The organism is Pseudomonas salomonii (assembly GCF_900107155.1).
GTDB lineage: Bacteria > Pseudomonadota > Gammaproteobacteria > Pseudomonadales > Pseudomonadaceae > Aquipseudomonas > Aquipseudomonas salomonii.
Genome location: NZ_FNOX01000003.1, coordinates 266,297 through 291,953, shown reverse-complemented (window position 1 = coordinate 291,953; position 25,657 = coordinate 266,297). Strand labels below are relative to the sequence as shown.

Genomic DNA, 25,657 nt, shown 5'->3' with positions numbered 1-25,657 from the left:
TAACACCCCAGGGCCTGGCCGCCCGAGCTGGCCCTTGACATTCCCACCCCCAATTGCCAATCTGTCAATAACTGCCATAATAATACGGACAGGCCATGCTCACCTACATCACACCCCGTGACCGCCTGCTGCTCAAGCTTTTGAAGCCAAAAGTCGCGGCGTGGCGGTGGTTTGCTACGGCCAGGGGGCTCATGAGCATTTCTGCTGAGAGCCATGAATTCCTTGAGCGAGCTTTGAACGAGCAAATTGAGAATTACGATAGGTTCTCAATGGTCGGCGGCTTCAAGTTCCAGGACGGGCAGTACCTGCTTCAGTTGCAGACGGCAGATGGCGTAGTGAATCGCTACTGCTCGTCTCTGCTGGAAGTTGCGGTGATTGTGAGCTTTAAGTTCAAAGTTTGGAGCGGCCCTGTGCTGAGTTTTACTCCTCCGTTTTCGACAGCAGCTCTTAATGCCACCAGCCCTAATGACTTTATTGCCAGGTTTCTAGGGATGCTGCGAGAGGAGCGGCTTGATCAACTTCGACGGCTCTGGCTCATATATCTGACTACTGAGCGGGATAGCGATTCTTCTAGGCGCTCACAGGTTAAATGTATTGCGGGCATTCTTTCTAGGAATTACGAGTCTGCTCACGCCGGAGCGGATGTTGGCGAGAGGTTTTCTGCCGATCTTGTAAGCTTGGGAATCGATAAAAAAAAGGCTTACGACGATATCTTCGATTTGATGCACCCTTTGATTCTAAAAGAGCTGCAACTGGACAGGCCTCACGCTTATCACCTGTACTCAATTTGCGAAAGCGAGGATGAGTTACGTCGACTCTTGGGCGGGGATATGGGTTTCCTTCGCAATAGAGTTGCATTAATGAGTGCTGAGCAGCGGGAATATATGTTTGGGTCGGAGCTGGGTCTATGATGTACCTACAAAACATCATCAGGTTCTGTTCTCCGGCTGCGATCCGGTTCGATGGCGGAAAATATTACTTCGATGAGTGCGAGTTTGCCACTTTCATTGAGTTCTTTGATTATGTCGCTCAGGTTTACTCGTTCTCTGAGACGACAGTTCATGTGGACTGGGAGTTCGAATGTCTCAGTAGCATCGCTCACAGTATTTCAGATGAGCAAACAAACCTTGATGATGTTGAGTTTCTCTGGCATCTGCTACACACGGTGTTCTTCAACGACCTGGGTCGCAATGAAGCCCTAGACGCAATTATGGCCAAAGTTTACTGGGCTCTCAACAACTGCAACGTCAATGCGGCCCGCAATGCCCTGTATGACTATGTTCAGCAAGCCACTGGGAGCGAGAATGCGACTTTCGCTAGTTAGATATTTGCAGTGGGTATTCCCAGTGTTGCTCAGGGCGGAAGATGGCTATGTAATCTATGATCGCTATAAATACAGGTCTGAGCGTGACCTGATTGTTGTTTTGTATTCAAACTTCCTTGCGTTGCCAGATAGTTATTATTGCGAGCGAGGATTTGATAAGGTCTGGGCTTTGGTTGACTCGATTGCTGACGAAGACCTGCTGTTTCATGAGTTGGGGAACGAGGTTGCAGGGATTGCGTGGCGGCAGGGGTTTGTGGGAAGGCTGGACAGGATTCTTATTGCCAGGGAAAATGCGGCTGACGAGTATTACTGGAGCCTGCGCAGCGGTAGCGAACTGGCTCTTATGAAATTTGCCCTCAGATATATGGGTAAGTTTAAGGATATGATCTATGGAGGAAGTATGAAATCACTTATCCAGAGCTTTCATGACAAAAAGCGTGAGGAATTCATTCGTCGATATCGCCTGGTTAATCCTGAGCGTGCAGAGATTCTTGATGAGTGCAAGACCGAAGGGGAGTGCGATAAGTTTTTGAAGAATGATAAGGGATTCATGCAGGTTCTTCGGCAGAGGCTGATGGATGTCGGGAAGTTTGAGTCGATTGACTATCTAACTGGAGCTGACCTTGGTAAGTAATTTGGTTAAGAAAAACTGCTTTTTGTGATGCGGAAGTTGCAGCTAGAATTCAAAGGCTATCTTCCGCATCGCTTGAGGCGTTGATCAGATAGCCGGCTTGACTTGGGCCTGGCATTTGAGTTTGTAGGAGAGCACAGATGGTATGTTCCCCCCGTGAGCTGCATGCCACGTGCTTCTAGCAGTCTCTTTTATGGACAACCTGTAGTCCATTACACCACTGATTCTATTGAGGGAAATAAATGTCCCGGTCTGATAGGCTCCTTCAATTTTGTTGCCAGCATCTGACGTGACCGAAAATACCTTGTGACTTTCTTCCGGTGAGATGATGGTCTTGTCGGTTAGATTTACTTCCCAGGTCTTTGGCGGCTCGACAAACAAACCGATAATCCCTTGCTCAAGAGCATCCTGAATGAACTGCTCTCTGGGATTCTTAGGTGCTACTTTGTAGGCTTTTGCGATGTCGAAACCTGATCCCGAAATCTGCTGACAGTTCAAGAAAATAGATTCAGCAAATGCGCTCGCAGGCAGCGTTGCAAATACCAGTGCTGCTATCTGTACTTTTCTCATCGTAAATCCTTTTTACTTTGCTTAGCTCTGATGGCGTGGTGCCAGTCTACACGCTTCAGGTTCTCAGGGCTCAGCCTGTCTATGGTTTTTAATAACTGCCATGATATTGACTGCTAGTCAGCTCATGAGTAATAATGAAGCATAAAAACAATAATAAAGAGTGACCCCTTATGACCTCAAAATTTTTGGTCGAGCCCGTGGTGGTGTGCGACGAGTCCACTCGGCATCTGTGCGCAATCTATCTGTGCGGCGGGTACGACAAAGCCAAGAATTTCTACCCTGGCGTCTCTGAGTTTTTCAGGCGGGAACGAGGGAAGGTACTCCGTGAATGGGGGGTCGAAGCAGAGCTGGGAGATCAAGGGTGCTGGCAGATTTTTAAGGCCATGACCCGTTACCTGCTTACATCAGGACGCTTCAAATATCGGCATACGACATACGAGTTCCGCGTCGATGCTTTTGACGACCGTACGCTAGACGCTCTCACATGGGAGGTTCTAGCCCAGATCAATGAGGACTGACATGCGTGATCCAGCAGCCGACCTGGTGTTTCAACACTTCAGAGCCCGCAACTTGGCAGGGCTCCAAGGCATCCGCCATCATCTGGACAAGCACGAGCTGCAAGCGGGGAGAGTGCAGCTCTTGGCCGACATCGCTGATCACCTGCACGCCCATGGCTTTGATGGCAAAAGAAAGCCGCTGGACGATGGCTACCGGGAGATGCTGCTGGAGCTAGCGACGATGATCGGGCCTGTAGCGGTGCTGCTGGGGACTCAGCGGAATGCTCCGATTTCCGGGGATTACGAGCTTGTGCGGTGCTTGTTGAATCAGCTTCAGGAACATCAGGACGAGCTGATCATTGAGCAAATCCCGGCTGCCCTAATGAACTCGCAGTTCCATGTTGGCATGCTGCTGGTTCGATTTTACCTTCACAAGCTGCCAGCTGGCCGAAAGCCGGAGCGAAAGTTAACGGCAATGGAGTTGTACCAAGCGTTCGAGGCGTTGGATGAAGTTGTCCCGTTTAATAGCCAGGGCAATGAAGAGTTGGCTGCGCTTGAGATTATGAAGCTGATGGTAGATACGGGGTTCGTTCACAATATTCTATATAGAGCACAGACCGGAAAATTTGTGCCAAGCCAGTCCTTTTACAATGCCCTGAATGTACTCAAGCCAGCTGAGCAGCAGTTTCTTAAGCAATTCCATGCGCCTAAAAAAGCATGAAAAATATTTGCATTTGTCCCCCTTTGTGTGTTTGGCATTGATATAATGAGACATACCAATAAGAAAACAAAATCCCTTGGGGGGACTAATGTTTCAAGCAAGCAAGCTCGTAAGCCTCATTCGATTCGGTGAAGACGAAGTACCACCACTCGACTTCAATGCCTTGCAGGAAAACCCTGCTTTCCTAGACTTCTTAAAAGCTCATGTAGAGAAGGAAGTCACCCCACTCAAGAGCAAAAACGCTGATCTTCTTAACGAGAAGAAAACTCTGGCTGAGCGCATGAAGGCCTTTGAGTCTGGCATCCAAGAAAAAGATGATTTGGAAGCAATGAAGGCTGGCAGACTTGATCTCCAGACTTTGCTCGACAAGCGAATCAATGCCAACAGTGCAACATGGCAAGAGAAGCTGGCAGCTGAACAGGCTGAGAAAGAAGATCTACGCAAAGCTGTTGACGGCGAAAGACTCAAGCTCAAGCAGTTCCAGATCAAGCAAAGCATTGGCCAGGTGGCGCTCAAGAACGAGTTTTTCCATCCTTCGGCTCTTGATGACCTGATGTCGGTTGCAGGCAACACATGGCAGCTCAATGACGCAGGCGAGCTCGTGGCTCGTGACTCAAGCGGCAACGTAGCGATCGGGAAAAATGGCAGGCCTCTCACTCCTGATGAGTGGATCGCAGGCCTTACAGCGACGAAGCCTCACTACTTCAAGCAAATGCCAGGCTCTGGTTCGCGTGGCGTCAATGGCACCGGCAAGGCTGTTAGCACAGCTGAATGGCAGCGCACTTTGCTGACCGCTACTGCCGATGAAAAGAAAGCCTTGCTCGCAAAAAGAGCCTCAGGCGAGATCGTCATCAACTGATCTACTTCGGGGCTTCCGGGCCCCTCCGGTTGTGCCGGAAACCATCACGCCTTGTGGGCTGATGCCGTGTTAAAACTACTTATCCATCACCAATAAAAACAATAAAAACAATAAAAACAGGTGAAGTAATGACTGCAATGCTCCCACTCGTGTCGCTGATTCGCTTCGGCAACGACACTGAAGCCCTCATGACAGAGGTGATTCTGCCCCTGGCCGTCGACCGTCTGTTCGGTCAACTGACCATGCCAAACCTCGTAAGCATCAACACCGCTGACGAGTCTAAGAACCATGGCGACACGATCCGAATCGCTAAGCCGATCGAGTTTACTGATGCCGACGATCACCCGACTGACTCTGCCGGTTCGCAATCGGAAGACATCACTGCCGGCAAGATCGATGTGAAGCTGGATCGCCATCTGTACAAGCAGTTCGCGATGAAGGATGCCGAGTTCCTGTCCCACGCGAACTCCCTGACCCTTCCGTCCGCTGCAGAAGCTGCTGTTGATGCCCTGGCCCGCACCATCAACAAAAATCTGTTCAATCTGTACAAAGACGTTCCTTACATTTCTGGAGATCCAACCTCGACGGCAGGTCGCGACAAATTGGATTTGATCACTGCGCGCAAGGAAATGCAGAACCGCAAAATCCAGAATGGTCGCAACATTGTCCTGACTTCGGACACTGAGGCAGACCTGCTGCTGGAGTTCTCGAAGATCAACGAAAGCGGCGACGCGAACGTAGTCAGCCAGGGCCTAATCGGTCGCAAGTATGGCTTCGACCTGTACAGCGACGTTCAGGCCCCTTACCACGTAGCAGGCACTGCAGCTGCTAACGCCGGAATGACCCTTTCTGCCCAAGCTGTCGCTGGCTCCACTTCACTGGCTCTGGCTGGCGTGAACGGAGCAACTTTCCTGAAGGGCGATGTGGTCTCGGTTGCAGGTACTCATCAGACCTTTGTGGTCACTGCCGACACCATCGGCGCTGTAGTTCCTGTATACCCAGCCGTCCTGGAAGCGATCGCCTCCGGCTCTGCAGTCACTGTCCTTGGCGATCACCCGATCGACTTGGCGTTCACGAAGTCCGCGTTCCTCATCGCCTTCCGCAACCTCGAAGTGCCTGAAGACGCTGCTGGCGTGAACATCGCGCAGATGACTGACCCACGCACCGGGATCTCGCTCCGGATGCTTCGCTGGTACGAGCCTCGCACAGAATCCACTCAGTGGAAATTTGAAACCCTGTGCGGCCTCAAGACCGTCAGTCCAGAACGCGCCCTGCGTCTCGGCGGACACTGACAGAGACTGGGCCCTCCGGGGCCCTTTCGTCTGACTAAACGCCATAATATGTTCCACGTGAAACACTAAGCTTTTGAGAACAAAGATGAAGCGAGAAATCGAGACTTACAGCCTACAGCTGGGTGATCACCTGGTTTTTGTAGATCGTGGAACACGGGCAGAGGATCACTGGCTGGGCCTGGGGTATCGGGGTTCAGCGACTGTCGATTCTGTTCGTGATGAACCTGGTTCTGATGAGACGCCGAAGCGCCGGGGGCGGAAGCCTGCCGTAGAGGTGCCAGGAGATGAGTAAGCGTCCAGGCTTGTTCACCGCTCAGACCAGAGAGAGGGAGCCATTGCCGATCGTTGCGCCTGCTGAGCTTCTGGGGCGTAAAGAGCTTACGGGATCTCAGGTACTGGTGGCTGAGCCTTGCGAATCGGAGGCTGCGTATCTCTTTTGCAACTCCCTAATCCATGTATCCGCTGGCGGTGTCGTTAGTACTGATTCGCCGCCTATGGATGCACGTGGTGGCACCTTCATCGCCGTTGACAGAGGTGCAGTACTACAGGTGCGGCTGATGGAAGGCGTCGATGCGGCCACTTGCTGGATTCACGCAGTCAAATGATCAGGCGTATCGGAGCTTTTGCAATTCTCGGGGTGCTGAGCAGGGGAAGTCGTTACTTCGCCGGCACGGCGCCTGCAATTCCAACAAATGCCATTGTGTATGAGCTCTCTGCCGGGCAGTACGAGGCTGAGAAAACTGATGATGATGAAGTGATCGTGTATGAAAACAATCAGTGAACTGCCGGCATGGTCTGGTGATGTCTCGATGCGCCTGCATGCACACAGGCCAGGTAGCTCTGAAGGCGTCTCAATCGATCAGGTTGCGGCCAAAGCTGTGAAGAGCGGCGACATCGTGCTCAAGCCTCGCGGGACTTACGACGGCCTGCTGGAGTGCGATGGCTCGTATCTGTATGACCAGGGTCTTGATGCCCTCAAAGCAGCTTTGAATTTCGAGGAGTACGGCGCTGCTCGCGTGACACTGAACGAAAACTCGGAGATACGGTTTGGCACCGACCTGTACTCAAGAGTGTATAGATGCGGACAGACAACGCTTGCGAAAGGGGATGGTGATTGGCATTTGTTTCATGCGGGCAACCCATCTCCAATTAACTACCCGGTGAGCATGGCCGTTTACAAGACCAGTAATCACATCTTCTTCGGAGCCTCAGGAACAGTTTTCAGGGATGCCGGGGATGTCGCGCTCAACGCTTCGTTTGATGCCTGTGTTGGAGCGGCTGAGTCAAGCTACGGATACTCGATTCTCGCAGTCGTGGAGACCGGCATCCTGACGATTTACAAAGCTGATGATGGGATTAACTTCCTCAAGGCAGGGGTTATCGCAGCTGACGTTTCGAGACCCATCAAGTTCGTTGAGGCCGGAGATGTCTACGCCCAGCTCACGATCGCGGGTGTTCAGGGTGTCTACAAGCTGACATTCGACGCAGAACAGGTCGCAACAACCCTGATGCATGAGATCGCTGCTGACGTTGAGCACGAATGCATCGAGAGCGCTGGATTCAGTGCTATCTACATCTACACGAGTAGGAATGCCCTTGAATTCCGGACGCTTGAGGATGGGTTCAGCTTCCCGATCAACCTACCTCCGTTAATGAGCCTGAAGCGCCTGGTGGCGGTCAACGGCAGCACTGGCTCAAGCCTGCTCGTCGCCGTCCCAGAAACCAACACCCCCTCAATGATCTCTTTCGACAGCGGCAACACATGGCTCCAGGCTACGGCGATGTCTGGCTACACGGACGCGGACTTTGACCCCCTGAGCAACGAGTTCGCCTTCGTAGGTGGCCAGGGCTCGACTGGGTCGCTCATGGGGCAAAGCGGGAGCGTGCAAACGAACACGGCTGACTTCGGGCCAGGCTACACGCTCATCCTGCCAAACCTCGCCCGCCCTGAAAAAAATTTGGCTTATTACATCAAGAAGTGATGACTATGCGCGCTTACTACAATGACTCAGGCTACGTCTTCCGCTTCACTTCTGCCGACATGCCAGGCCTCGAATACCTTGAAATCTCAGACGGCCAGGCGATCGCTACCAGCCTCAACCTGGGCCTGGTGCCTGTCGTCCGCAATGGCCAGCTCGTCTTCGAAGCAAATCGCGCAGCTTTGATGAAAGCTGTACGAGAGAGGCGATGCGAGCTACTGCAGGAAGCCGATGCAAGGGTTTGCATGCTGAACGATCAGGCTCTTATCGCTGGCACCATGGTCGATCAGGACACCCGTCAAGCCCTTGCTGTTTACCGCCAAGCACTGCGCGATATCCCGGAAACCACCGATCCGTCAGCTGTTGTTTGGCCGCAAAGGCCGTGGTGATAGCATGGAGCTTCCACACTGGGAGCTCAACATGGAAGAGAATCTGCGCAGGTTGTTACTGGCACTTGAAGACTGGCTGGTACGCGAGGAGCTTCTGGGAGATGCCTTCTTCATCTCACCTGCAGAGTGGGAGAAGCGTGGTGAGAGCTGGCTGAACGACGCTGCGTATGTTTTTGTGTTCGACAGTAGCAGTGTCCATCACATGCTGAATTTTGGCTGTGACACCACTGAATTCGACGATATTTTTGAGTCGTTCGGCTTCTGGTATGAGATGGGGCACAGCTGGAACCTCGGTATATATCCGATCGAGGATTACGATTTTACGCAAACGCCTGCTAGGGCGACATACACTCAGCTTCTCAAAGATCCACGCTGGAAACGAAAGGCTGACTTGGTCAAGCAAGTAGCTAAAAACAAATGCCAGGATTGTGGAGCCGAAGGTCGTCTCGAAGCGCATCACTGCTACTACGCTCGCATGAGCAGCGGTTTCCGGCCTTGGGAGTACCCGATCAGCTCTCTACGTGCTCTATGCCGGCAATGCCATGAAACTAGAGAAAAGGTCGAGATGAGTTTCAGGGCCTGGTCTGCAAAGCTCACTCACCAACAGCTCGTGCAACTCCAGAAGGGAGTCGATCACGCCGGGTACTGGATGGGGAACAATGAACTTCTAGAACTATTAAATGAGTCAAGTCGCAGTGAATGCGAAGAACTGAAGGAATTGCACAAAAGAGTCATGAGTAAGCCCACTAGCTGATATTGGCTATGGTAATATAATAAGAAAGGGCCAAAGAGCTCTTCTGACTAATAATAAGAAGAATAATAATGTCAGCAAACCCTCCGGCGACCACGAACGCCAGCAGCCTCGTTATTTCCCTTTACGCGCTAATTCCACTTCTATCCCTGGTAGTTAGTGGTGTGTGGGCATATTCAGGTCTCGACAAGAAAATCGAACTCCTGGATCAGCGCGTCGACATCGTCTCTGCTCAAATCCAGACCTATCAAATTGAGCGTAAAGAAGATTCGAAACGCATTGAAGACAAACTCGACAAGATCAGTGTTCGGATTGATGCCCTGATTGTCAGGGGGGGGGCGAAATGATTGCTATCGTATCTGCCATCTTCGGGTTCCTGGGGCCGTTTGTTCCCAAGCTCTTCGACATGTTTCAGTCTAAGCAAGATCATGCTCAAGAAATTGAGTTGATGAAGCTGCGTATGGAGTCTGCTTCATCTGAGCACATGTGGAAGCTCGAAGAGATCAATGCCCAGGCTGACATTGCCGAAGCTGTCGCGGTGCATAAGCCCGAAGAGTCGTATGCAGACAAGCTGATTTCGAGTGTTGGAGGTGGGTCGCTGCCTGGGTGGGTCAAGGCATACGTGGCTCTGATCGGTGTCCATGTCGATTTTGTGATTCGGATGTGCAGGCCGTTGATCACGTATTTGATGGTCGGCTTTTATATGTTCTACAAGATCGCTGTGTTCCACGCATTGCAGAGCATGGGCATGACGGGCTTCGAGGCGCTGAAAGGCAGCTGGACTGAGTTCGATGAGGCCATGCTTGCTGCGGTCATCAGCTTCTGGTTCGGTGGTCGTATCCTGCAACGTCATACGAAGGCCAAGTAATGGCTGGCTCGCTGCTCGAACAAGCGGTTGAGATCGCGGCCAGGCTCGTGAGTCGTCCGGAGTTTGATGGGCTGCATGATCCTGACCGATCGACAGCTGTAATCGAGCCCTATTACGACCCGATTGGCCTGCCCACGATTGGTTATGGGCACCTGCTTTCTCGCACTGCATGGGCACCTCTGGATCAGTTTCCTGCGATCTCTATTGCCCAGGCTGAGGCGCTGCTACGAGCTGACCTGATGAAAGCTGCAGGCGCCGTGATGAGAATGGTCAAGGTCAGGCTCAATGCGAACCAGATCGCAGCATTGATCGATTTTGTGTTCAACGCAGGTGCCGGGAATTTCGAGATATCGACGCTGCGGCGAGTGATTAATCGCGGTGATTTTGCGGCAGTGCCTGCGCAGCTGATGAGGTGGGTATACGCCAAAGGGATCAAGCTGCCAGGTCTCGTAAAAAGGCGCCGGGCCGAAGCTGAGCTCTGGGTGGCCTGATGGCAAAGTTACGGCCAAAGGACGCCATCACCCGTCACATACAACTCAGGGGTCAGTACACCCGGATTGCCCGAGGCGCTGTTGCACAGCTCCAGCAGCTCAAAGAACAGGTTGCTGCAGAGCTTCAGGACGGTTTGAAGCGCAGCTCGATGCTCACGATCTTTCAGTCAAGGGCCAAGCTCAGGAAAATCGAACGGGCAATAGCTGACCAGTACAGCGCCATGGAAGTGGACTTAGTCGATGAGCTGACTGAGCTGTACAAGTCTCAGGTCGACTGGAACTCCGAGGCTCTAGAGGTTGATATCGGCGGAGCTCAGACATCGGAGGACTTCATTCGGAGCTTCATCGAGTCCGATCCCTTTGATGGCAAATTACTCAAGGAATGGATCGGCGAGCAGAGCTTGGCTACACAAAATGCGGTCAAACGGGCTGTGCGACTGGGCGTCGTGAATGGGCTGTCGGTGAGCAAGATCGTCGATGCTGTGACGAGTGATCCGGTGAATCCGTTCAACGCCTCGCGGCGCAACGTCGAGATCTTGGTGCGGACGGCGGCGGCCCATGTAACAGCGAATGCGGACATGATCGGGTTTCAGGAGGCTGGAGTGGAGAAGTACCAGCTCAGCGCAATCCTGGATACTCGCACGACAGTCACATGCGCAGCCCTCAACGGCAAAGTATTCAGGGTCAGCGATCCGAAGAGGAAGGTGCCTCCATTTCATCCCGGCTGCAGAACAACAATGATCGCGATGTTCGATGAAGAAGAGCCGGTACCAGACAGCTTCGATGATTTCCTCAAATCTCTTGATGAAGAAGACCAGGTGAAGGTGCTAGGAGCGACTCGGCACCGCATGTGGAAAAAGGGCATGCCTTTGGACGGATTCATCGACCAGGACTCCACACATGTCATTCCGCTCAGCGAACTCAAAGACCTGACGTTGTCATAAAAGCGTTTCTCTTAACCAAAAGATCTTCACGGTCACCCTCAACGGTCACTTCTCTTTTATAAATATAAAGGAGGGGTTGAGGGTAAAGATCCAAGGGACGGAGCCCATAAGCCGCTGTTGATTGGTTAAGAAAAACTATGTACGCGAACTACCTTGATTACACCCTTGAATTCAGAAATGACCAGCTACCCGGCGATGGTGAGGCTCGGATCATTAAGTCTATCGAGAAGGCCTCCAGGCTTGCTGACAGCTACATTCGCTCTGCTGGCCTAGATGCACCGATCTCTGACGCAGAGGCGATCGAAGACATCAAAGGCTTCGTTCTGGACATCGCCAGGTATTACTTGTGGAACGAGAACCCCACTGACGAGCAGCGACTCCGTTTCGAAGACGCCAGGCGTTGGTTGGAAGGCCTTGGCACGGGTCGCAACCGCATTCGCACAGCGACTCAAGAATCCCGCAAGTCCGGATTCCACAACGTCAGGCTCATCCGGTCATGATCACATCCGCTAGTCAGCCCATCACACTTGAAGTCGACACCTCAGCGTTGCAAGAGCTCGTGAGCAAGGTCAGGCAGCTCGGCCCTGCAAACCCGCACGTTAAGAAAGGCCTCAACCAGATCGGTGTCCGCTGGATTGCCCGTGTCAAAACCTGCTTCCAGCGGAGCGTCGACCCTTACGGCCAGCCATGGGCGCCTATTCACCACCGCCAGGGTCAGCCACTCCTCGACACCGGCAGGCTCCGTAACAGCATCAAACACAATGTCAGGGGCACAAACCTCGAACTCGCAAGCAACTTGATCTACGCAGATAACCATCAGTACGGCATCACTGTTAAACAAAGACGGTACCTGCCAGACAAACAAGGCCTACCAAAAGCGTGGCTCGCGGAATATCAAAATATCCTTCTGCAGAACCTTGAAAACGCCCTGAGCACAACTCCGCCTGTGATAAAATAAGAAGAAAAACATGGCCATCACCGAAACCCTCGAAGCCTACAAAACCCTCATTGAGAATTTGCCATCAAAACCGAAGGTAGATCTTTTCTCTGGCAAAGTAGCTGATGAGACGCTGAAGAACATTTCGCTCCAAGGCGACCAGTGCTATGTACTCTTGGCGTGTGGTGGTGGGCCAATCGTCGCCGATACTCCTAAAATGTACTGTGATGCCATCTTCGGCGCGTTCATTATCTCCAGAGCAGATCAAGATACAAAAGGGGTCTCCCGTCGAGCCATGAGTTTGGGCGTTGAGATCTCTAGGGCTCTGAAGAAGTACCGTGGCGTCGCAAGCTCTAATCCAAATCTACCAAAGATCCAGTCATTTGAAGAGCTTCTATCTGGATTTAGGTCTTCTAATAATAACTTTAGCGCCTGGCAGTTGGCGTGGACGCACTATGTTGCGTTCGATTAATAAATGTCCACCACCCAAACAATAAGAACAAAGGTGATTACATGTCTGTAAACGTAAAAGACACAAGTATCGGCTGGATCGGCAACGGAGCCATCCTAATCTCCGTGCTTGATGAAAACGATGAGCCTATCGGCGGCTTTACCGCTGTCGCACACTCGTCATCGGCTGTACTTGCTCTGACTTCGGATAAAGTTGAGATGCAGGACACAACGTATGGCACTCTTTCGACTGCGAAGAGCAAGGTCATCAAGAACACCGGGGAATTGACGATCAACGCCAAGGATTTCAATTCTGAATTGATGCGCCTGGCCTTGTTTGGTTCGCTGTCCAAAGATGCCGCTGTGGCCTCAAAGGTCTGGACTGGCAAAGCGTATCTGGGTAAGAGCGTCGTTGTGCCTGGCGTGATCGCATCCGTGACTTCCATCACCGTTGCTGGAGAACCGATTGATGCTGGTCTGTATCGCGTTTCCGGTGGTTCCGTTGAATTCGACGCAGACGCTGGTTTCGAGGATGGCGCTGTGGTCGAGGTCACGTATGCCAGTAAGGCCACCACTCGCCTCGAAGGCCTTGTGAACAATGGCATCAACGTCCAGATAGTCTTCGATGGTTTCAACCTGGCGGAAGACGACAAAGAGGTGAAAGTGACCTATCACAAAGTCTCACTGTCGCCTGCAGCCCAGCGTCAGCTCATCACCAGCGACTACGGTGAGCAGGAGATCAAGGGCACATTGCTTGCATCTAAAGCCGTCAGCGGCAGCGGGCTGTCTAAGCTATTCCGGGAGGAATACGCCTAAGCCATTGCGGCTCCAAGCCACGGGCCTCAATGGCTTGTGGTTTTCGCATGACTTACCTCCCAGCAGGCGTTATTTTATGGTGTCAGGCCTCAAACGGCCCAAGGTAGACGCTCTGGGGGGGGTAATGAGCTCAAAATATTCAGACTTAACGACAAATGATGTTCGCCGTCTCATTAACAAAGGTGAATACACAGTAGAGCTTATCGAGCTGGTGAGAGATAAAGGGGCGATCGTTCGCCACCTTGAGGCCACAGAAATCAGTCCTTTGCCTGGATCGATTGTCAGCTACAACGTCTACAATCAGATAATCCAAGAAATTAACCTGGATGGTGTGATTCGCGCTATAGCTGAAGACCGTAATAGGGCTATGTCTGAGAGTTTGTCTATTCAGTATGGCAACATTTTAAATAATCTGGCTTATTATAGAGATAACGGTGATCGACTCGACGGCCTAAACTCCAAAAGCCTTGACGCTATCTCGCCCTTTGAGTTTGGAAGTATGAAGGGTTTAGGAAGCCTTAATGATTTTTGGTTCGATCCTGATGATACAGTACGAACTGTTGACTCATATGTGAATGTTCTGTTTGTTTACATTATGAGTGGGTACTGGCTGCACGGCCAAGGTTTTTCTGTTGATACTACCAGCACCAATAAGATCGAAAGTCTAGAAAGTGCAGTGAGGGAAATATATCAAAAACTGCTCATAGACTACGATGGCCCCGGTGAGCCAGATAAGGTGGCGCTGATTAATTCCGTTTACGCCTATGTTTATCTAGAGCGGGAAGTTGACACTAAGATAATTGAGGATCTGGTGGTTCATGATGGCCGATGTGACACACCTGTCGATTTTTTCGAGAGCTTTAGCAAGCTTTGCCTCGAAAAGAAATGGAATAACGGCAGGGATAGATACGAATATGAAGCTGTTGATAATTATAGGAAGAATGCTGCAGGCAGACTAAAATACGCTACCAAGCTCCACGATATTCTTACAAAAATCGAGAATGTTAAAGGAATCATTCCTCAGCTGCATGCAGCAGGGGAAATTGATGAGGCCTCGCTAAAGCTAGGGGCTGGTTTTGTAAGATCACCACTTTCGGTAATTAGAGTTTCAGCCCAGAGCGCTACACCTTTGATTGGTAGCGACAACTAACACGCAAAGCCGGACGCGTAGTCCGGTTTTTTTGACTCAGTGGTTGTATTTGTACCAAATCTGCCGTGCTGCTGCAGCACACCACGATTCCTTGAAAGCCTCCAATTTCGGAAATTCCCTTTCAAGACCAGCCCTGGCATTCAGACAGAAACCCTCAACACAACCCTGGTCAGCCAGCTCATCAATCAGATGGCATTCAATGAACTCAGCCAGTTCGTCAATCCTTTCACGCTCGTAAGCCGGATCATTGCGCTGAGCGACCTTGCGCTTGCACATGTACTCGGTGACTTCCTGCAGAGACATCGACATCATTTGCGAATCAGTAAGCATCGGCGGGATATCAGTGCGAGCATCAAACATGGCCATTCTCCTCGTCCAGAGCGAGTGACCTGTATTCCTGCAGGGCCTCTTCTACAACCCAATCCATTTCTGGCGGAATAATCAGGTCAGAGCCGATAGACTCCACTTCATTCCGGAATTCGACGAAGTTGTAGGCATCCGAATTTATGGCAATCTTCCGTACTGCTGCGCGGATCTCATCCTTCGTTGCAATCAGCTCAGGGGCATATTCGATATCGCTCATTTCAAATCTCTCTCTTGTTATTGGGCACTGCTTACACTTTCAATATTAACGATGCCTACCATGTCGCGCTAGTAGACATCTCCAGCCTTTGAGGTATACAACGAAAATAGTTCTACCTCGATTTTCTTTGTTGTCAAACTGGGTTTGGCCCACAGGGCTTGCTGGGTTCGGTATAATGAATAAAAGCCACATAATAAGAAGAAAGCATGGCACTCTCAGATCTCGTGATTCCCTCGCGTCCTATAACAATTACCCAGGCATCAGCTGATAAACCCGAAGTCACTATCGATGTGTTCGGCCTGAATACTGAAGACTTCATTTATCTTGTCGATGGTTATCGTGACGCGCTGGGCGCTATTTTTCTTCGCAACGTAAAAGAGTCACTTGCTGACCCGGATGTTTCCAAAGAGATCCTGATGAGCTTTCCGGGCTTTGCTGCTGCTTGTGTCGCGTGCGCCTGTAAGCAGCGTAATGCGGAAGATTATGTTCGAAACCTGCCATTTCCAATACAGCTGGAATTGTTGGCCACCGTCTTCACGCTGACGTTTCCAGAAGGTCTAAAAAAAAGCCTGGAAAAGCTTCTGCCGACGATCTTACCCCTGCTCAAAAAGTAGCAAAGTTCGAACTTGCCAGGAAAAAGAAATCAGGGCCGGTCGAGGAGCAAGACCCCGAACAGTTTGCGCTGGTTCTCATAGAATGCTGTGAGCTGCTGATTGCAAATGGACATGGCGGTCTCAATCCGTATCAGTACTCCATCAAGCGCCTCCTACATCTTGTGGGCATACACAAAGATCGCCTTCGTGACCAGATGATGACGAGACTCATTGCTGATCATATGTCACGCATCGCCGTTGCAACTGGTGACGGTAAAGAATTCAAGAATCTGATCGATCAACTTAGCCAAAAAGAAGAATAACAATGGCTGGAAGTACAGTAATTCAACTTGTCCTGCGCGCACGCGATGAGATGTCCAATGCACTTAGTGGTGCTGCCGGCAAAGTCGCTGGTCTTATTGCAGCCTTCGCAGGTGCTAGTGCAATCAAGGAAACGGTCAGTCAGCTCACTGAACTCGACGTGGCCTCTAAACGATTACAGGTAAGTGTCGAGGATTTGACAGCTGCGCAGTATGCAGCATTCAAAACGTCTGGTGTCGGTGCAGAACAATTTGTAGATGCTCTTGAAGAAGTTAGGATCAAGATCGAGGAAATGAACTCGATACAGTCTGGCGGTGCCATTGACTTCTTCCAGGTGATGAAAACGTCCAGCGAATCTTTCATGAAGCTGAATCCCTTGGAGCAGCTTCAGAAAATCTCGGACACGATGAAGGGAATGTCTTCGAGCGCCCAGTTCACTTTTCTGGATCAGATCGGCTCTGACAACCTGCGAAATTTGCTGCCACTGCTTGAAGATGGGTCTGGCAAGTTCAAGGAGCTGATGGCTCAAGCTAAGGCCGCTGGGTACACCCTGAGCAGTCTTGACACAAAAAACGTCGAGCAGCTAAACCGCACGTTCAATGAGCTTTCCACTTCGGTTTCCACCAGCTTCAAGAAAGCGGTAGCTGACGCCGCACCAGAATTCACTGCACTGATCCAGATGATGCTCCAAGGCACCACTGACGTTAAGACGGGTATCGATGAACTTGGTACTTCAGGAAGGGAGCAGTTTCGGGGAATCGTCTACGCAGCCGGGCAGGCTTTTGCAGCGTTTGGGCGGGTCGGTGATGCGCTGTACGCCATCTTCTTTGCGATAGCTAAGGGAGCCACTGATACGGCAGGTGTCTTTGCGCTCGGCTTCGATCAGATCCTGACTTACCTCTCAAAGTTTGTGAACAGCTTCGTGACGTTCTACAGGAAGGCGTTCGCCGATGTCCTGGGGCTGGTAGGAAACACGTTCGTTCCTGGCATTCAGGCACTGCTGAATAAGATCCCAGGCAGCCTCGCTAGCTCTATGTCCTCATCTCTAGACAGCGTCCGCACCTACATTGCCGGCTCGGTGGCGGATCTCAATAAGCCAATCAGCATCAACCTGGGCGGGGGCATCTTTAAGGACTTTGCTGCACAAGCAGGACAGGCCTCACAAGTGCTCGACAAGCTTGGCCAAGAGGCTGTGAAAGCTACGCTCACGGGCGTTGGTGGCATCAGTGGCGCCATCTCTACAGCTACCGACAAACTGCTCGATGCCGGCGCTGCGATCGAAGCCCAGAACAAAGCTCTGGTAAAGCAGGACGCTGACAGGGCGAAGCTCGGAATTGGCAAGGGCGGCGACGCCAAAAACAACCTCACCAACACCCAAACTGCGGCAACGCTCGCTGCAACCAGGGCCAAGCTCGCTGCAGATCTCGCGAAGATGGAAATCGACAAGAACATTGAGTCGATCCAAACGCGCCAGCAGCTCGATCAGAAAGCCCTTGACGCCCGTGCCACTGCAGAAAAACTGACTGCCGGTGAGATTGCCGACGCCAGGCTCGCTATAGATTTGAAAGCAAATCGGGCGATCAGCGACCAGCGCAAAGCGTCAATTGGCGAAGATCTGAAGGTGCTGCAGGCCCAGCTATCTGCGCAGCAAAAAGTCCTGGGCCAGTCGACGATTGATAGTGAGCGTGGCACTGCGCTGGGGGCCATTGCTGATCTCGAAGCGCAGATTACGGTCAAGCGCCAGGAACAGCTCAATCTGACCTCAGCCCTGGCTAACCAGGAAGCGCTGCTGAAGGCCGATCGCGCTTCGGCCCTGGCCGAATCGAAAGCTCAAGTTGAGTCAATCAAGGAGCAACTTCAGGTCGATCTGCTGCGCATCAGGGGCTCTGACTACAAAGCGGATTTGCTAGAGATTGAGCGCGAGTTTGCCGAGACGAAGAGAGTGCTGGAGGCGCTAGGCGAGGACTCGACGGCAGCTGCTGACCTCGTGGCCGCGAAAAAGGCGAAGGCTGAGTTGGATGAAATCGACCGGCAATATGCGGCTCTCAAGCGCAAGCTGGAAAACAATCAGATCTCGTCGAAAGACTACCTGGCCCAAGTTAACGCCTTGGGGGAGCGCGGGCAGAAGGCAGCAGAAACCACAGGCAACCAGGCAGACGTAGATCGAACCAAGGACAGCTTGGAGTCGGCCAAATCCGAGGTCTTCAGTTTCAGCAAGACCTGGAAGGATCTGCAAGGGTCGATGTCGAACGGCCTTGGTGATGCCTTCACATCGATCATCAGCGGCAGCAAGTCAGCGCAGGAAGCGTTTGCAGACATGGGCGCTGCGATGATCAGCACCATAATGCAGGTTATTGCTCAGCTGCTCGTGCAGTACGCCATTCAAAGCATGCTGGGCATGGTCACTGGTGGTAGCTCAACTGCAGCAGGAGCAGTCACAAGTGGAGTGAAGCATGATGGTGGCCTGATCGGTGCCAGCAGTGGGCGAAGCCGCTCAGTCCCAGGCTGGATGTTCGGAGGAGCTTTGAGATACCACACAGGGGGTGTGATTGGCCTGAAGCCAAACGAAGTGCCAATCGTTGCCGAGAAGGGCGAGGAAATGCTGACAGCCAATGACCCCCGGCATCGCAACAACCTGGGTAAGGGCTCTAGTAGTTCGGGCAGTGATCAACCCCGCTTAACGATCAACAACATGATCGATGCACCAAGCATTGCCAGTGCTATGGAAGGCCCTGACGGCGAGCGGGTGATTATGAACGTCGTTCGATCAAATCGCTCTGAAATCAAGCAGATGTAAGTGCTATAATAAATAAAAAGCCTAGAAGAATAACAACATGGCTATCTACACTTTTACCGCGTCAAATCAGACCGATTTTGTGACCAAACTCCTTGCCAATGTCACGGCTGAGGGGTGGGTTGTTGAGTCGAATTCCGCTACTGCTAAGGTCTTGCGGGTGCCTGCGGGCGGATTCGTGGCGCTGTTGATCGATGGGGTCAATGTCGAGATGCAGGCGTTTCGCTCGTTTGATCCTGGGCGTGCGATTAGCGATCAGGTTGGTGCGATTAAGACGCCTGTGGGTGGGTACAAGCTGCCTCGTTTGCCACTGCATGACCAAGCTTTTCAGGTATGGCTGTCGGTTAGTGAGCGGCGCCTGGCTGGGGTGTGCAGGATCTCCAATTCCTATCACAGTTTTTACCTGGGCCTGTTGTTGCCTTTCGCGAACACAGAGTCGTATCCGTTTCCGTGCTTCGCTGGTGGAAGTGGTGACGCTGATCTTTGGTCTTCAACATCTGTCCAGGCTTGCGCTTACCCGTGGTACGGCGGCACTTCAAGACCTAGCCAAGTATGCCTACCCGGTGGCGGCTGGCAGGCGGTAGCAAAGAGCGGCGGCAGTGACACGCTGGACTTCAAACCGACCTATAGCAGTGACTATGGCTACGTTTGGCCCTTCGATGGCGGGGTCGGTGGGCTGGGCAAAACCTTGGCCGGGGATAACGTGATATACAACGCCATGATTGTCTCAGGATCGCCCGCGACGGGCGAAGGCACTGATGACGGGCTGTGGCTTGGATACCTGGATGGGATCTTTGCTTGCAGCAATGCGGGTGCCTCTGCTGAGTCCGTCATCACCATCGATTCTGTGGATTTTCTCCTAGTGCCAAACGTGTACCGGGGCGCTCAGTACTACGCATTTAGGCTTGCATGATGAAATACCAAACTGGCTCCTACTCGTCGTCCGAAAACCTCCTGCAGCTCGTGAAAGACAAGCTGGTTGCAGAGGGTTGGACTGCTGACTCGCATGTGTACGTTGACGCTACTGACGCGACATTTGGCAAGCGCCTGCACCTTCGTCGTGGGGATGTGTTTGTGAGCCTGCGGAACTTCGATGACTACGATCCTGCGAGGGATGTGAAGGCCCTAGGCTTTGGCAAAACTGGCATCGATATTCGCGTCAGCACGGGCTACAGCGCATCGAGTGTCTGGTACGAGCAGCCAGGGTTTTCGTCGATCGGACGCTACGTGCAAACCGGGGCTTCTGGGGTGTACCACCTGTTCACTGACGCTTCCAAGGTTGTTCTGGTGGTGGAGTACGAAACCGGTAGGTACTCGCACGTCCTTTTCGGCTGGCTCAACACACATGTGGCCGGCACCGGGGGGCAATTCCTGGCAGGCACACAGGGTGCGAAATTTGCGGAATGGTCTGTGCCTTTTGATACGTCTACGGACACGACTTCGGTGCGAGTCGTGAAGTCTGATTACACCGGGTGGCTGACAAACGACAGCTACGTGGCGAACCAGGGAATCTGTCCATCGTTTTCCTCATCGAATCTTGTGCGAGTGCCAAATTTCAGTCCTGGGTCGACGAGTCAAATTGGGAGTCTCGGTAGCTCAGCGCGAAGCTCGAATAGGTTGAATGGGCTGTCTGGACTGATGCCGATTTACATGTATGTGAAGCACAGCGGCGCCTGGTGCCCGTACTCGGAGTTCAGCGATCTGTTTTTCGTGAACTGCGATCTGATGGCCGCTGAGCAAGACTACGTGGTGGGTGATCAGACCTTCAAGATTCTGCCATTCCTTGGCAAGCAGATCCCAGCTGTTCGCACTGGGCCTCTGTACCAGCTGGGCTTGGCGGTGAAGATTGATGTCTAAGGTCTCGCCCCGATTCCTGTCGATCGCTGCGCAAGCTCCTGGGTATGCTGGGTATGATTTCGTACTGGACTCACGGCCTGTCGCCGCCCGAAAAATGGTTCGTGGTGGGTATGGCTATGTCGGGTATTCGGGTTTGGACATGGCCTGGCAAGGGCTGCAAGCTGGCGGCTGGAGTGACGTGTTTTTCGACAACGTTTTCATCTCGCCTGCAGTGATCGATGCGGGCCTCGTGACCGGCGATGAAACCTACGAATTTGCGATCTGGCATTCCTACCGATCGAGCTTGGAGCTTCTAGGGGTCAAGGAGTTTGGAGGCGCAAGAGTAGAGCTGTCTGGCACAAAATCAGGCGAAGTGTCCTCTTTCGTCTCGTCGAAGTACCAAGTTTTTCTTAACCAAAGTAATGGCGATACTTCATACAAGGCGGCCTTCGATTTTGGCCAGGCTGGCTCCTACAACTTCAATCTGACGGCCTCCCAAGCGATCGTCCTGCATTTCCCAATCGACTGGAGCATGCAGCCCGAGCTGCGTACCAGCTACCTCACAGAGGTCATTGAGTCCTGGAACGGCGCTGAGCAACGCATCTCCCTTCGTGACCAACCTCGGTTATCGGCCACTTACCAGTTTGGTCTGACTGATGCGGATCAGTACCTTTTCGGCAACCTGTTAGGTAATTTTTCCGGCCAGTATCTCGTGCCGCTCTGGCCTTATCAGTCTGAGCTCGCAGAGCCAGTTTCAAGGTTTGATAGCAAAGCCACGGTGACCGATCTGAGCGCATGGGTCGTGCCTGGCTGCCGGGTCATGTTGTCTGACGCTGATATGTGGGAGATCTGCCTCGTTGCGTCAGTTGCCGGGATGGAGGTGGCCTTCAGTGATTTGGTTAAGAAAAACTATCGAAGCGGCGCTCGCCTTGTGCCTGTAAGTCAGGCCTGGATCAATGATGAGGTCTCGTCCGTCGCTCACGGAATGAATGTCGAAGTGACAGGAGCATCGTTCGATTTCGACGAAGTCGAGCTGCTTCGCCCGGCGCCTGTTGACGACTTCAGTATCTTTAATGATCGGCGAGTACTAGATATTAGGCCCGACCGATCCAGGGACTGCACTCTTCAGTACAAGCGTCTCCGTGAAACCCTTGATCCCAGCATCGGGGGACGATACATCCATGATCGTATCCAGGGTGCCATTAAGTACCTGCAATTTAGCTGGAGATTCTTCGACCCAAAATCCCGGAAGCGATTTGATGACTTTGCTGAACTTGAGCGTGGCGCCCAGGGCGAGTTCTACATCGAAAGCCCTCTAGTTGCTATGCATCTGGTCAAGGATATAGAAGCCCCGACACTTGAGATAACCATTGCTGAGGCCAACTATAAAAACTTTCTAAAGTCCAACACCTTTGCACCTGCTATCGCACTCAAGTTGTATAATGGAACTGTGCTATATCGAAACGTCGACAGTGCGATCCAGGGCCAGGACAGAACCGAAGTGGTTACGCTTCAGGAACCGGTCAATGACATCAGGATGGAAGGTGTCGAGTATATAGCGCCTCTATTTCTTGGTCGTTTCGAGTCGGATGAGTTCGCTCACATTTTCGATACGCCCTCTGACAGCTCAATCACAAAAATAATAAAGCAGCTGATCTATGTTGACTCTGAAATCGATCGAGAGGTCACTCTCACTTAACAAGCCAGTCGAGCTGTATCTATTCGAATTTGGCTCGCAGTTCTTTGCGTATACGTCTGGTTCTAGGCCACACCTTCACACCGATGGTGTTATCTACGAACCCTTGGCAATGAAGCGCGGCAAAGTCCAGAGAACAGCAGAAGACTACAAAAACCAGCTGACTATCGACCTGCCTGGCGACTCACCAGTCCCTTTGCTGTTCCGATCGCACCTGCCCGCCAAGCACGTCAATCTCAAAATCTTCAGATCCCAGCGCGACAACAAGAACCTGTACGTCAACGTATTTGCTGGGGAAGTCAGCGCTGTCGCATGGAACAACAGCATTGCCACGCTGACCTGCAACCCAGCAAGCGCCTTGCTCCGTCGTCAGATCCTAAGGTTTGGGTATCAGAGCCAGTGCAACCATCACCTCTATGATGATCTCTGCACTCTTGATATCACGCAATACCAAGAAACCCAGACAGTTCTGAAAGTCGAAGACGGCGGCGCCAAGATCTTTCTTTCAGCACTAAACCATGCAGCAGAATATTACCTAGCAGGTCTTGTCTCGTTTGACGAAACTGACTATCGAATGATCCTGGAAGTTAACCCATCCGAGAACAGCGTCACCATGATCTCCGGGATGGACTCATTATCAGCAGGTAGCCAAGTCAAACTTGCCAAAGGCTGCGATCGCTCTGCTAAGTCCTGCCAATCTTTCAACAACTTTGACAACTTCTCAGGATGCCTAACTATTCCTGACGAAAACCCATTCCTATAAAAATAAGAAGAAATCCAATGGGCGCATTAGCCATTTTCCAAATCATCATGATGGTTATTGCTGTCGCGATGATGTTTATTGGCAGCAAAGTAAAAGATGACCGCAAGCCTGCTGGATTAGAGGATTTCACTTTCCCGACGGCTGCAGAGAGGCCGATTCAAGTTCTGTATGGCACTCGAAAATTAGGAGGGGCTAACGTTCTTTGGTATGGAGATCTCCGCTCAAAAGAAATCACGAAGAAAGTAAAGTCTGGCTTCTCGTCAAAGAAGATGACGATTGGTTATAAGTACTTCATGGGTGTACAGCTTGGTATTTGTCACGGCCCGAACGTTACTTTGCGCGAAGTTTGGTTTGACGACGATAAAGCCTGGTCTGGTCAAGTGACCTCTGGTTCTTTCACTATCAACAAACCTGATTTGTTCGGCGGTGAGGAGAGCGGCGGCGGGGTTCAGGGAACCGTTAGCTTCTACAGCGGCGGGTTGCTCCAAAAAGCGAACGCTTACCTACAGCGGGTCGTGGGCGTTGATCTTGTCTCAGGGCTCAGAGGGGTCTGTTATGCCGTTCTTGAGCAATTTTATATTGGCAACACTGAGACGCCTGCGAAGATCTCTTTTGTCTGCAGCCGATTCCCGAAATCACCCAGTGGCAACACAACCCTGGAGGTCATTGGTGATGACGCAAACCCGGCCTTTGTTATCTACGAGTTTCTGACTGACAAGCGCTTTGGCGCCTCCATTTCTGCGTCTCTGGTCGATCAGTCGACGATCGAGGACTGCGCCCAAATCTTGTTCGATGAGGGGTACGGGGTCAGTGGTGTTGTGGATTCTGCGAAGCAAGCCTCGGCGGTCATCGACGACATTTTGAAAGTCATCAACGGCTCACTCGTCACCGACGCAGGTACTGGCCAGCTCAAGCTAAAGCTGGCTCGTGAGGACTACATCATTGCCGATCTGCCGGCCCTGAGCTCCAGCAACATCAAGGACATCAGCAACTTTAACCGTGGCTCCCTAGACACCGCAGTCAACGAAGTAAAAATCAAATACATGTCGATCGCCGATGGCTTTACCGAGCGCACGGCCACGGCTCAAAACCTGGGTCTGCGGATACACAAGGGTGACAGCGATGGTGTGAGCTACGACTACATGTCCATCTCGACCGGGTCTCTTGCTGCCAAAGTCGCCCAGCGTGAATTGCGACCTCTATCGGTTCCCCTGGCCAGCTGTATCGTCGAGTGCAATCGCAGCATGTACGACATCGAAATGCTCGACGTTGTCACTCTCGATTGGCCCCCGTTGGATGTCAAAGGCCTGGTCATGCGCGTCATGAGCGTCGACGTAGGGAGCTTGAACGACAGCTCGATCAAATTGAGCCTGACTCAAGACGTCTTCGGCGTACAGAACACCGTGTACAGCGATGGTGGCGAGCGCACTTGGACACGACCAGTGTTCGAGCCGAGTGACCCGCTGAGCATCCAAATCGTTGAGGCCCCGACAATCTTCAACGAGACGGCAGGGCTCACAAAAACGGTCATGGTGCTCGCTGAGCAGCCAGCTGCTGGCCAGGATTACAAGCTCATTACCCGCCAGGGCACAGAGTCCTGGAGTGATCAGGGCGTCTATCCATTCACTCCAGTTTTCCAGCTCACTGAGTCACTCCCAGCAAGCCCCGCAACCCTGACCACAGGCCCAATCGTCTCCGGTGACATCAGCCGGCTCGACAACTACAGCACGAACGAAAACCGTGAAGCTCTCGGCATCCTGTATGTGAATGGCGAATGGCTGTCCTACGAAACTTTCACGATCCTGAGCAGCTCGACCGCTCAACTCAAAAACGTACGCCGGGCTCTCTTCGGCAGCACCGCAAAAGCCCATCCAGCAGGCACCAAAACCTGGGCAGTTAGCGAGGGGTACGGCATCACCCAAGGCCAGTTCGCACCAGGCTCGGCGGTGTACCTAAAGACGCTCGTCAAAACTCAAACCCGTCGCCAAACCGAGGCCGAAGCAACAGAGCGATCCTTTGTCGTCAAAGCCACAAATGACCAGGTTTTCCCGCCTGCGAGGGTGTTGGTCAACGGAGTCGAGGGTGGGGAGATTTCTGGGACTGCAGAGGTGTCCTGGAGGTATCGGAGCGGGGCTGTACAGGAGGTCGCTTTTTACACTGATGATCGAGATCAGGCGTTTGCAGGCACCGTGTCGATTGCGGTGTTTAGCAACGGAGTGAAGGTTGAACAGGTGGACAATTTGGTCGGGAATTCCTGGCGGTTCGAGGGAGAGGCGAGCAGTAATGGCGGTGTGTTGCGGGCGGAGCTGGAGTTTAGGGTTAGCACTTACAGCGCCGGGGTTAGCTCAGACCCAATCATCGTCAGAGCAAGCAGGTCAGAGCTGTCGTAACGCTGGTCGAGT

General features: G+C 52.2%; 30 protein-coding genes. 27 read left to right on the top strand and 3 right to left on the bottom strand.

Going from position 1 to position 25,657, the window contains the following annotated elements:
* Positions 1-95: 95 nt before the first annotated feature.
* Genes BLV67_RS08670 through BLV67_RS08660 form a run of 3 tightly spaced genes read left to right on the top strand, consistent with a single transcriptional unit; the run spans position 96 to position 1,958 of the window.
* The gene (locus BLV67_RS08670) at positions 96-911 is read left to right on the top strand and encodes a hypothetical protein (RefSeq protein ID WP_069788626.1); all 816 of its coding nucleotides are present in this window, start codon (positions 96-98) and stop codon (positions 909-911) included.
* Positions 908-1,324 (top strand): hypothetical protein, encoded by a 417-nt coding sequence (locus tag BLV67_RS08665; RefSeq protein ID WP_069788627.1) that lies wholly within the window; start codon positions 908-910, stop codon positions 1,322-1,324. The genes BLV67_RS08670 and BLV67_RS08665 overlap by 4 nt, the downstream gene beginning before the upstream one ends.
* A complete protein-coding gene (locus BLV67_RS08660; protein ID WP_069788628.1) occupies positions 1,305-1,958 on the top strand; it encodes a hypothetical protein in 654 nt (217 codons plus the stop codon). Before BLV67_RS08665 ends, BLV67_RS08660 begins: the two co-directional genes overlap by 20 nt.
* An 84-nt stretch (positions 1,959-2,042) precedes the next feature.
* On the opposite strand, the gene BLV67_RS08655 is transcribed toward BLV67_RS08660, so the two are convergent.
* Positions 2,043-2,525 (bottom strand): hypothetical protein, encoded by a 483-nt coding sequence (locus BLV67_RS08655; protein WP_069788629.1) that lies wholly within the window; start codon positions 2,523-2,525, stop codon positions 2,043-2,045.
* 170 nt (positions 2,526-2,695) lie between these two features.
* Here BLV67_RS08655 and BLV67_RS08650 point away from each other — a divergent pair, with 170 nt between their 5' ends.
* The 17 genes from BLV67_RS08650 to BLV67_RS08565 all read left to right on the top strand — a co-directional run bounded on the left by BLV67_RS08650 (position 2,696) and on the right by BLV67_RS08565 (position 14,669).
* Complete coding sequence (locus BLV67_RS08650) at positions 2,696-3,043, top strand: hypothetical protein (protein ID WP_069788630.1); 348 nt, start codon at positions 2,696-2,698, stop codon at positions 3,041-3,043.
* 1 nt (position 3,044) lies between these two features.
* Positions 3,045-3,743, top strand: a complete 699-nt coding sequence (locus tag BLV67_RS08645) for a hypothetical protein (protein ID WP_069788631.1) — start codon at positions 3,045-3,047, stop codon at positions 3,741-3,743.
* Between the two features lie 88 nt (positions 3,744-3,831).
* Positions 3,832-4,602 carry a hypothetical protein gene (locus BLV67_RS08640; RefSeq protein ID WP_074854440.1) on the top strand — a complete coding sequence of 257 codons (771 nt, stop codon included), beginning with the start codon at positions 3,832-3,834 and terminating at the stop codon, positions 4,600-4,602.
* Positions 4,603-4,730: 128 nt separating this feature from the next.
* Positions 4,731-5,894 carry a major capsid protein gene (locus BLV67_RS08635; protein WP_069788633.1) on the top strand — a complete coding sequence of 388 codons (1,164 nt, stop codon included), beginning with the start codon at positions 4,731-4,733 and terminating at the stop codon, positions 5,892-5,894.
* 601 nt (positions 5,895-6,495) lie between these two features.
* Positions 6,496-6,675, top strand: a complete 180-nt coding sequence (locus BLV67_RS08625; protein WP_069788635.1) for a hypothetical protein — start codon at positions 6,496-6,498, stop codon at positions 6,673-6,675.
* Positions 6,659-7,876, top strand: coding sequence for a hypothetical protein (locus tag BLV67_RS08620; protein ID WP_141722781.1), 1,218 nt, complete (start codon positions 6,659-6,661; stop codon positions 7,874-7,876). The genes BLV67_RS08625 and BLV67_RS08620 overlap by 17 nt, the downstream gene beginning before the upstream one ends.
* Before the next feature lie 5 nt (positions 7,877-7,881).
* Positions 7,882-8,262 (top strand): phage tail assembly chaperone, encoded by a 381-nt coding sequence (locus BLV67_RS08615; protein WP_167365875.1) that lies wholly within the window; start codon positions 7,882-7,884, stop codon positions 8,260-8,262.
* Between the two features lie 31 nt (positions 8,263-8,293).
* Positions 8,294-9,016 carry a hypothetical protein gene (locus BLV67_RS08610; RefSeq protein WP_141722782.1) on the top strand — a complete coding sequence of 241 codons (723 nt, stop codon included), beginning with the start codon at positions 8,294-8,296 and terminating at the stop codon, positions 9,014-9,016.
* Between the two features lie 68 nt (positions 9,017-9,084).
* A complete protein-coding gene (locus BLV67_RS08605; protein ID WP_069788639.1) occupies positions 9,085-9,360 on the top strand; it encodes a hypothetical protein in 276 nt (91 codons plus the stop codon).
* A complete protein-coding gene (locus BLV67_RS08600; protein ID WP_069788640.1) occupies positions 9,357-9,881 on the top strand; it encodes a hypothetical protein in 525 nt (174 codons plus the stop codon). Before BLV67_RS08605 ends, BLV67_RS08600 begins: the two co-directional genes overlap by 4 nt.
* Entirely contained in the window at positions 9,881-10,372 is a 492-nt protein-coding gene (locus BLV67_RS08595; protein WP_069788641.1) for a lysozyme, read from the top strand. The genes BLV67_RS08600 and BLV67_RS08595 overlap by 1 nt, the downstream gene beginning before the upstream one ends.
* Positions 10,372-11,316, top strand: coding sequence for a minor capsid protein (locus BLV67_RS08590; protein WP_069788642.1), 945 nt, complete (start codon positions 10,372-10,374; stop codon positions 11,314-11,316). Before BLV67_RS08595 ends, BLV67_RS08590 begins: the two co-directional genes overlap by 1 nt.
* A 137-nt stretch (positions 11,317-11,453) precedes the next feature.
* The gene (locus tag BLV67_RS08585; RefSeq protein ID WP_069788643.1) at positions 11,454-11,816 is read left to right on the top strand and encodes a phage protein Gp36 family protein; all 363 of its coding nucleotides are present in this window, start codon (positions 11,454-11,456) and stop codon (positions 11,814-11,816) included.
* Positions 11,813-12,274, top strand: coding sequence for a phage virion morphogenesis family protein (locus tag BLV67_RS08580; protein ID WP_069788644.1), 462 nt, complete (start codon positions 11,813-11,815; stop codon positions 12,272-12,274). Before BLV67_RS08585 ends, BLV67_RS08580 begins: the two co-directional genes overlap by 4 nt.
* Before the next feature lie 10 nt (positions 12,275-12,284).
* Positions 12,285-12,725: a hypothetical protein gene (locus BLV67_RS08575; RefSeq protein WP_069788645.1), complete on the top strand. Its 441-nt coding sequence runs from the start codon at positions 12,285-12,287 to the stop codon at positions 12,723-12,725.
* Between the two features lie 41 nt (positions 12,726-12,766).
* Complete coding sequence (locus BLV67_RS08570; RefSeq protein ID WP_069788646.1) at positions 12,767-13,519, top strand: phage tail tube protein; 753 nt, start codon at positions 12,767-12,769, stop codon at positions 13,517-13,519.
* A gap of 124 nt (positions 13,520-13,643) precedes the next feature.
* Positions 13,644-14,669: a hypothetical protein gene (locus BLV67_RS08565; RefSeq protein ID WP_141722783.1), complete on the top strand. Its 1,026-nt coding sequence runs from the start codon at positions 13,644-13,646 to the stop codon at positions 14,667-14,669.
* Positions 14,670-14,705: 36 nt separating this feature from the next.
* Here BLV67_RS08565 and BLV67_RS08560 read toward each other — a convergent pair whose 3' ends face one another.
* Complete coding sequence (locus BLV67_RS08560; RefSeq protein ID WP_069788648.1) at positions 14,706-15,029, bottom strand: hypothetical protein; 324 nt, start codon at positions 15,027-15,029, stop codon at positions 14,706-14,708.
* A complete protein-coding gene (locus tag BLV67_RS08555; protein ID WP_069788649.1) occupies positions 15,022-15,252 on the bottom strand; it encodes a hypothetical protein in 231 nt (76 codons plus the stop codon). Before BLV67_RS08555 ends, BLV67_RS08560 begins: the two co-directional genes overlap by 8 nt.
* A gap of 206 nt (positions 15,253-15,458) precedes the next feature.
* Between BLV67_RS08555 and BLV67_RS08550 the strand changes: the two genes are divergently transcribed.
* The 7 genes from BLV67_RS08550 (at position 15,459) to BLV67_RS08520 (ending at position 25,645) form a co-directional block, all read left to right on the top strand.
* Entirely contained in the window at positions 15,459-15,866 is a 408-nt protein-coding gene (locus BLV67_RS08550; RefSeq protein ID WP_069788650.1) for a phage pre-tape measure protein, read from the top strand.
* 304 nt (positions 15,867-16,170) lie between these two features.
* Entirely contained in the window at positions 16,171-18,963 is a 2,793-nt protein-coding gene (locus BLV67_RS08545) for a coiled-coil domain-containing protein (RefSeq protein ID WP_069788651.1), read from the top strand.
* A 37-nt stretch (positions 18,964-19,000) separates the two neighbouring features.
* On the top strand, positions 19,001-19,873 hold the full coding sequence (locus BLV67_RS08540; protein ID WP_069788652.1) for a hypothetical protein: 873 nt from the start codon (positions 19,001-19,003) through the stop codon (positions 19,871-19,873).
* Positions 19,873-20,817, top strand: coding sequence for a hypothetical protein (locus BLV67_RS08535; protein WP_069788653.1), 945 nt, complete (start codon positions 19,873-19,875; stop codon positions 20,815-20,817). Before BLV67_RS08540 ends, BLV67_RS08535 begins: the two co-directional genes overlap by 1 nt.
* Positions 20,810-22,495, top strand: a complete 1,686-nt coding sequence (locus BLV67_RS08530) for a hypothetical protein (RefSeq protein WP_083269452.1) — start codon at positions 20,810-20,812, stop codon at positions 22,493-22,495. The genes BLV67_RS08535 and BLV67_RS08530 overlap by 8 nt, the downstream gene beginning before the upstream one ends.
* Positions 22,455-23,255, top strand: coding sequence for a phage BR0599 family protein (locus tag BLV67_RS08525; RefSeq protein ID WP_069788654.1), 801 nt, complete (start codon positions 22,455-22,457; stop codon positions 23,253-23,255). Before BLV67_RS08530 ends, BLV67_RS08525 begins: the two co-directional genes overlap by 41 nt.
* Before the next feature lie 17 nt (positions 23,256-23,272).
* Positions 23,273-25,645, top strand: coding sequence for a phage tail protein (locus BLV67_RS08520; RefSeq protein WP_069788655.1), 2,373 nt, complete (start codon positions 23,273-23,275; stop codon positions 25,643-25,645).
* The last annotated feature ends 12 nt before the right edge of the window (positions 25,646-25,657 follow it).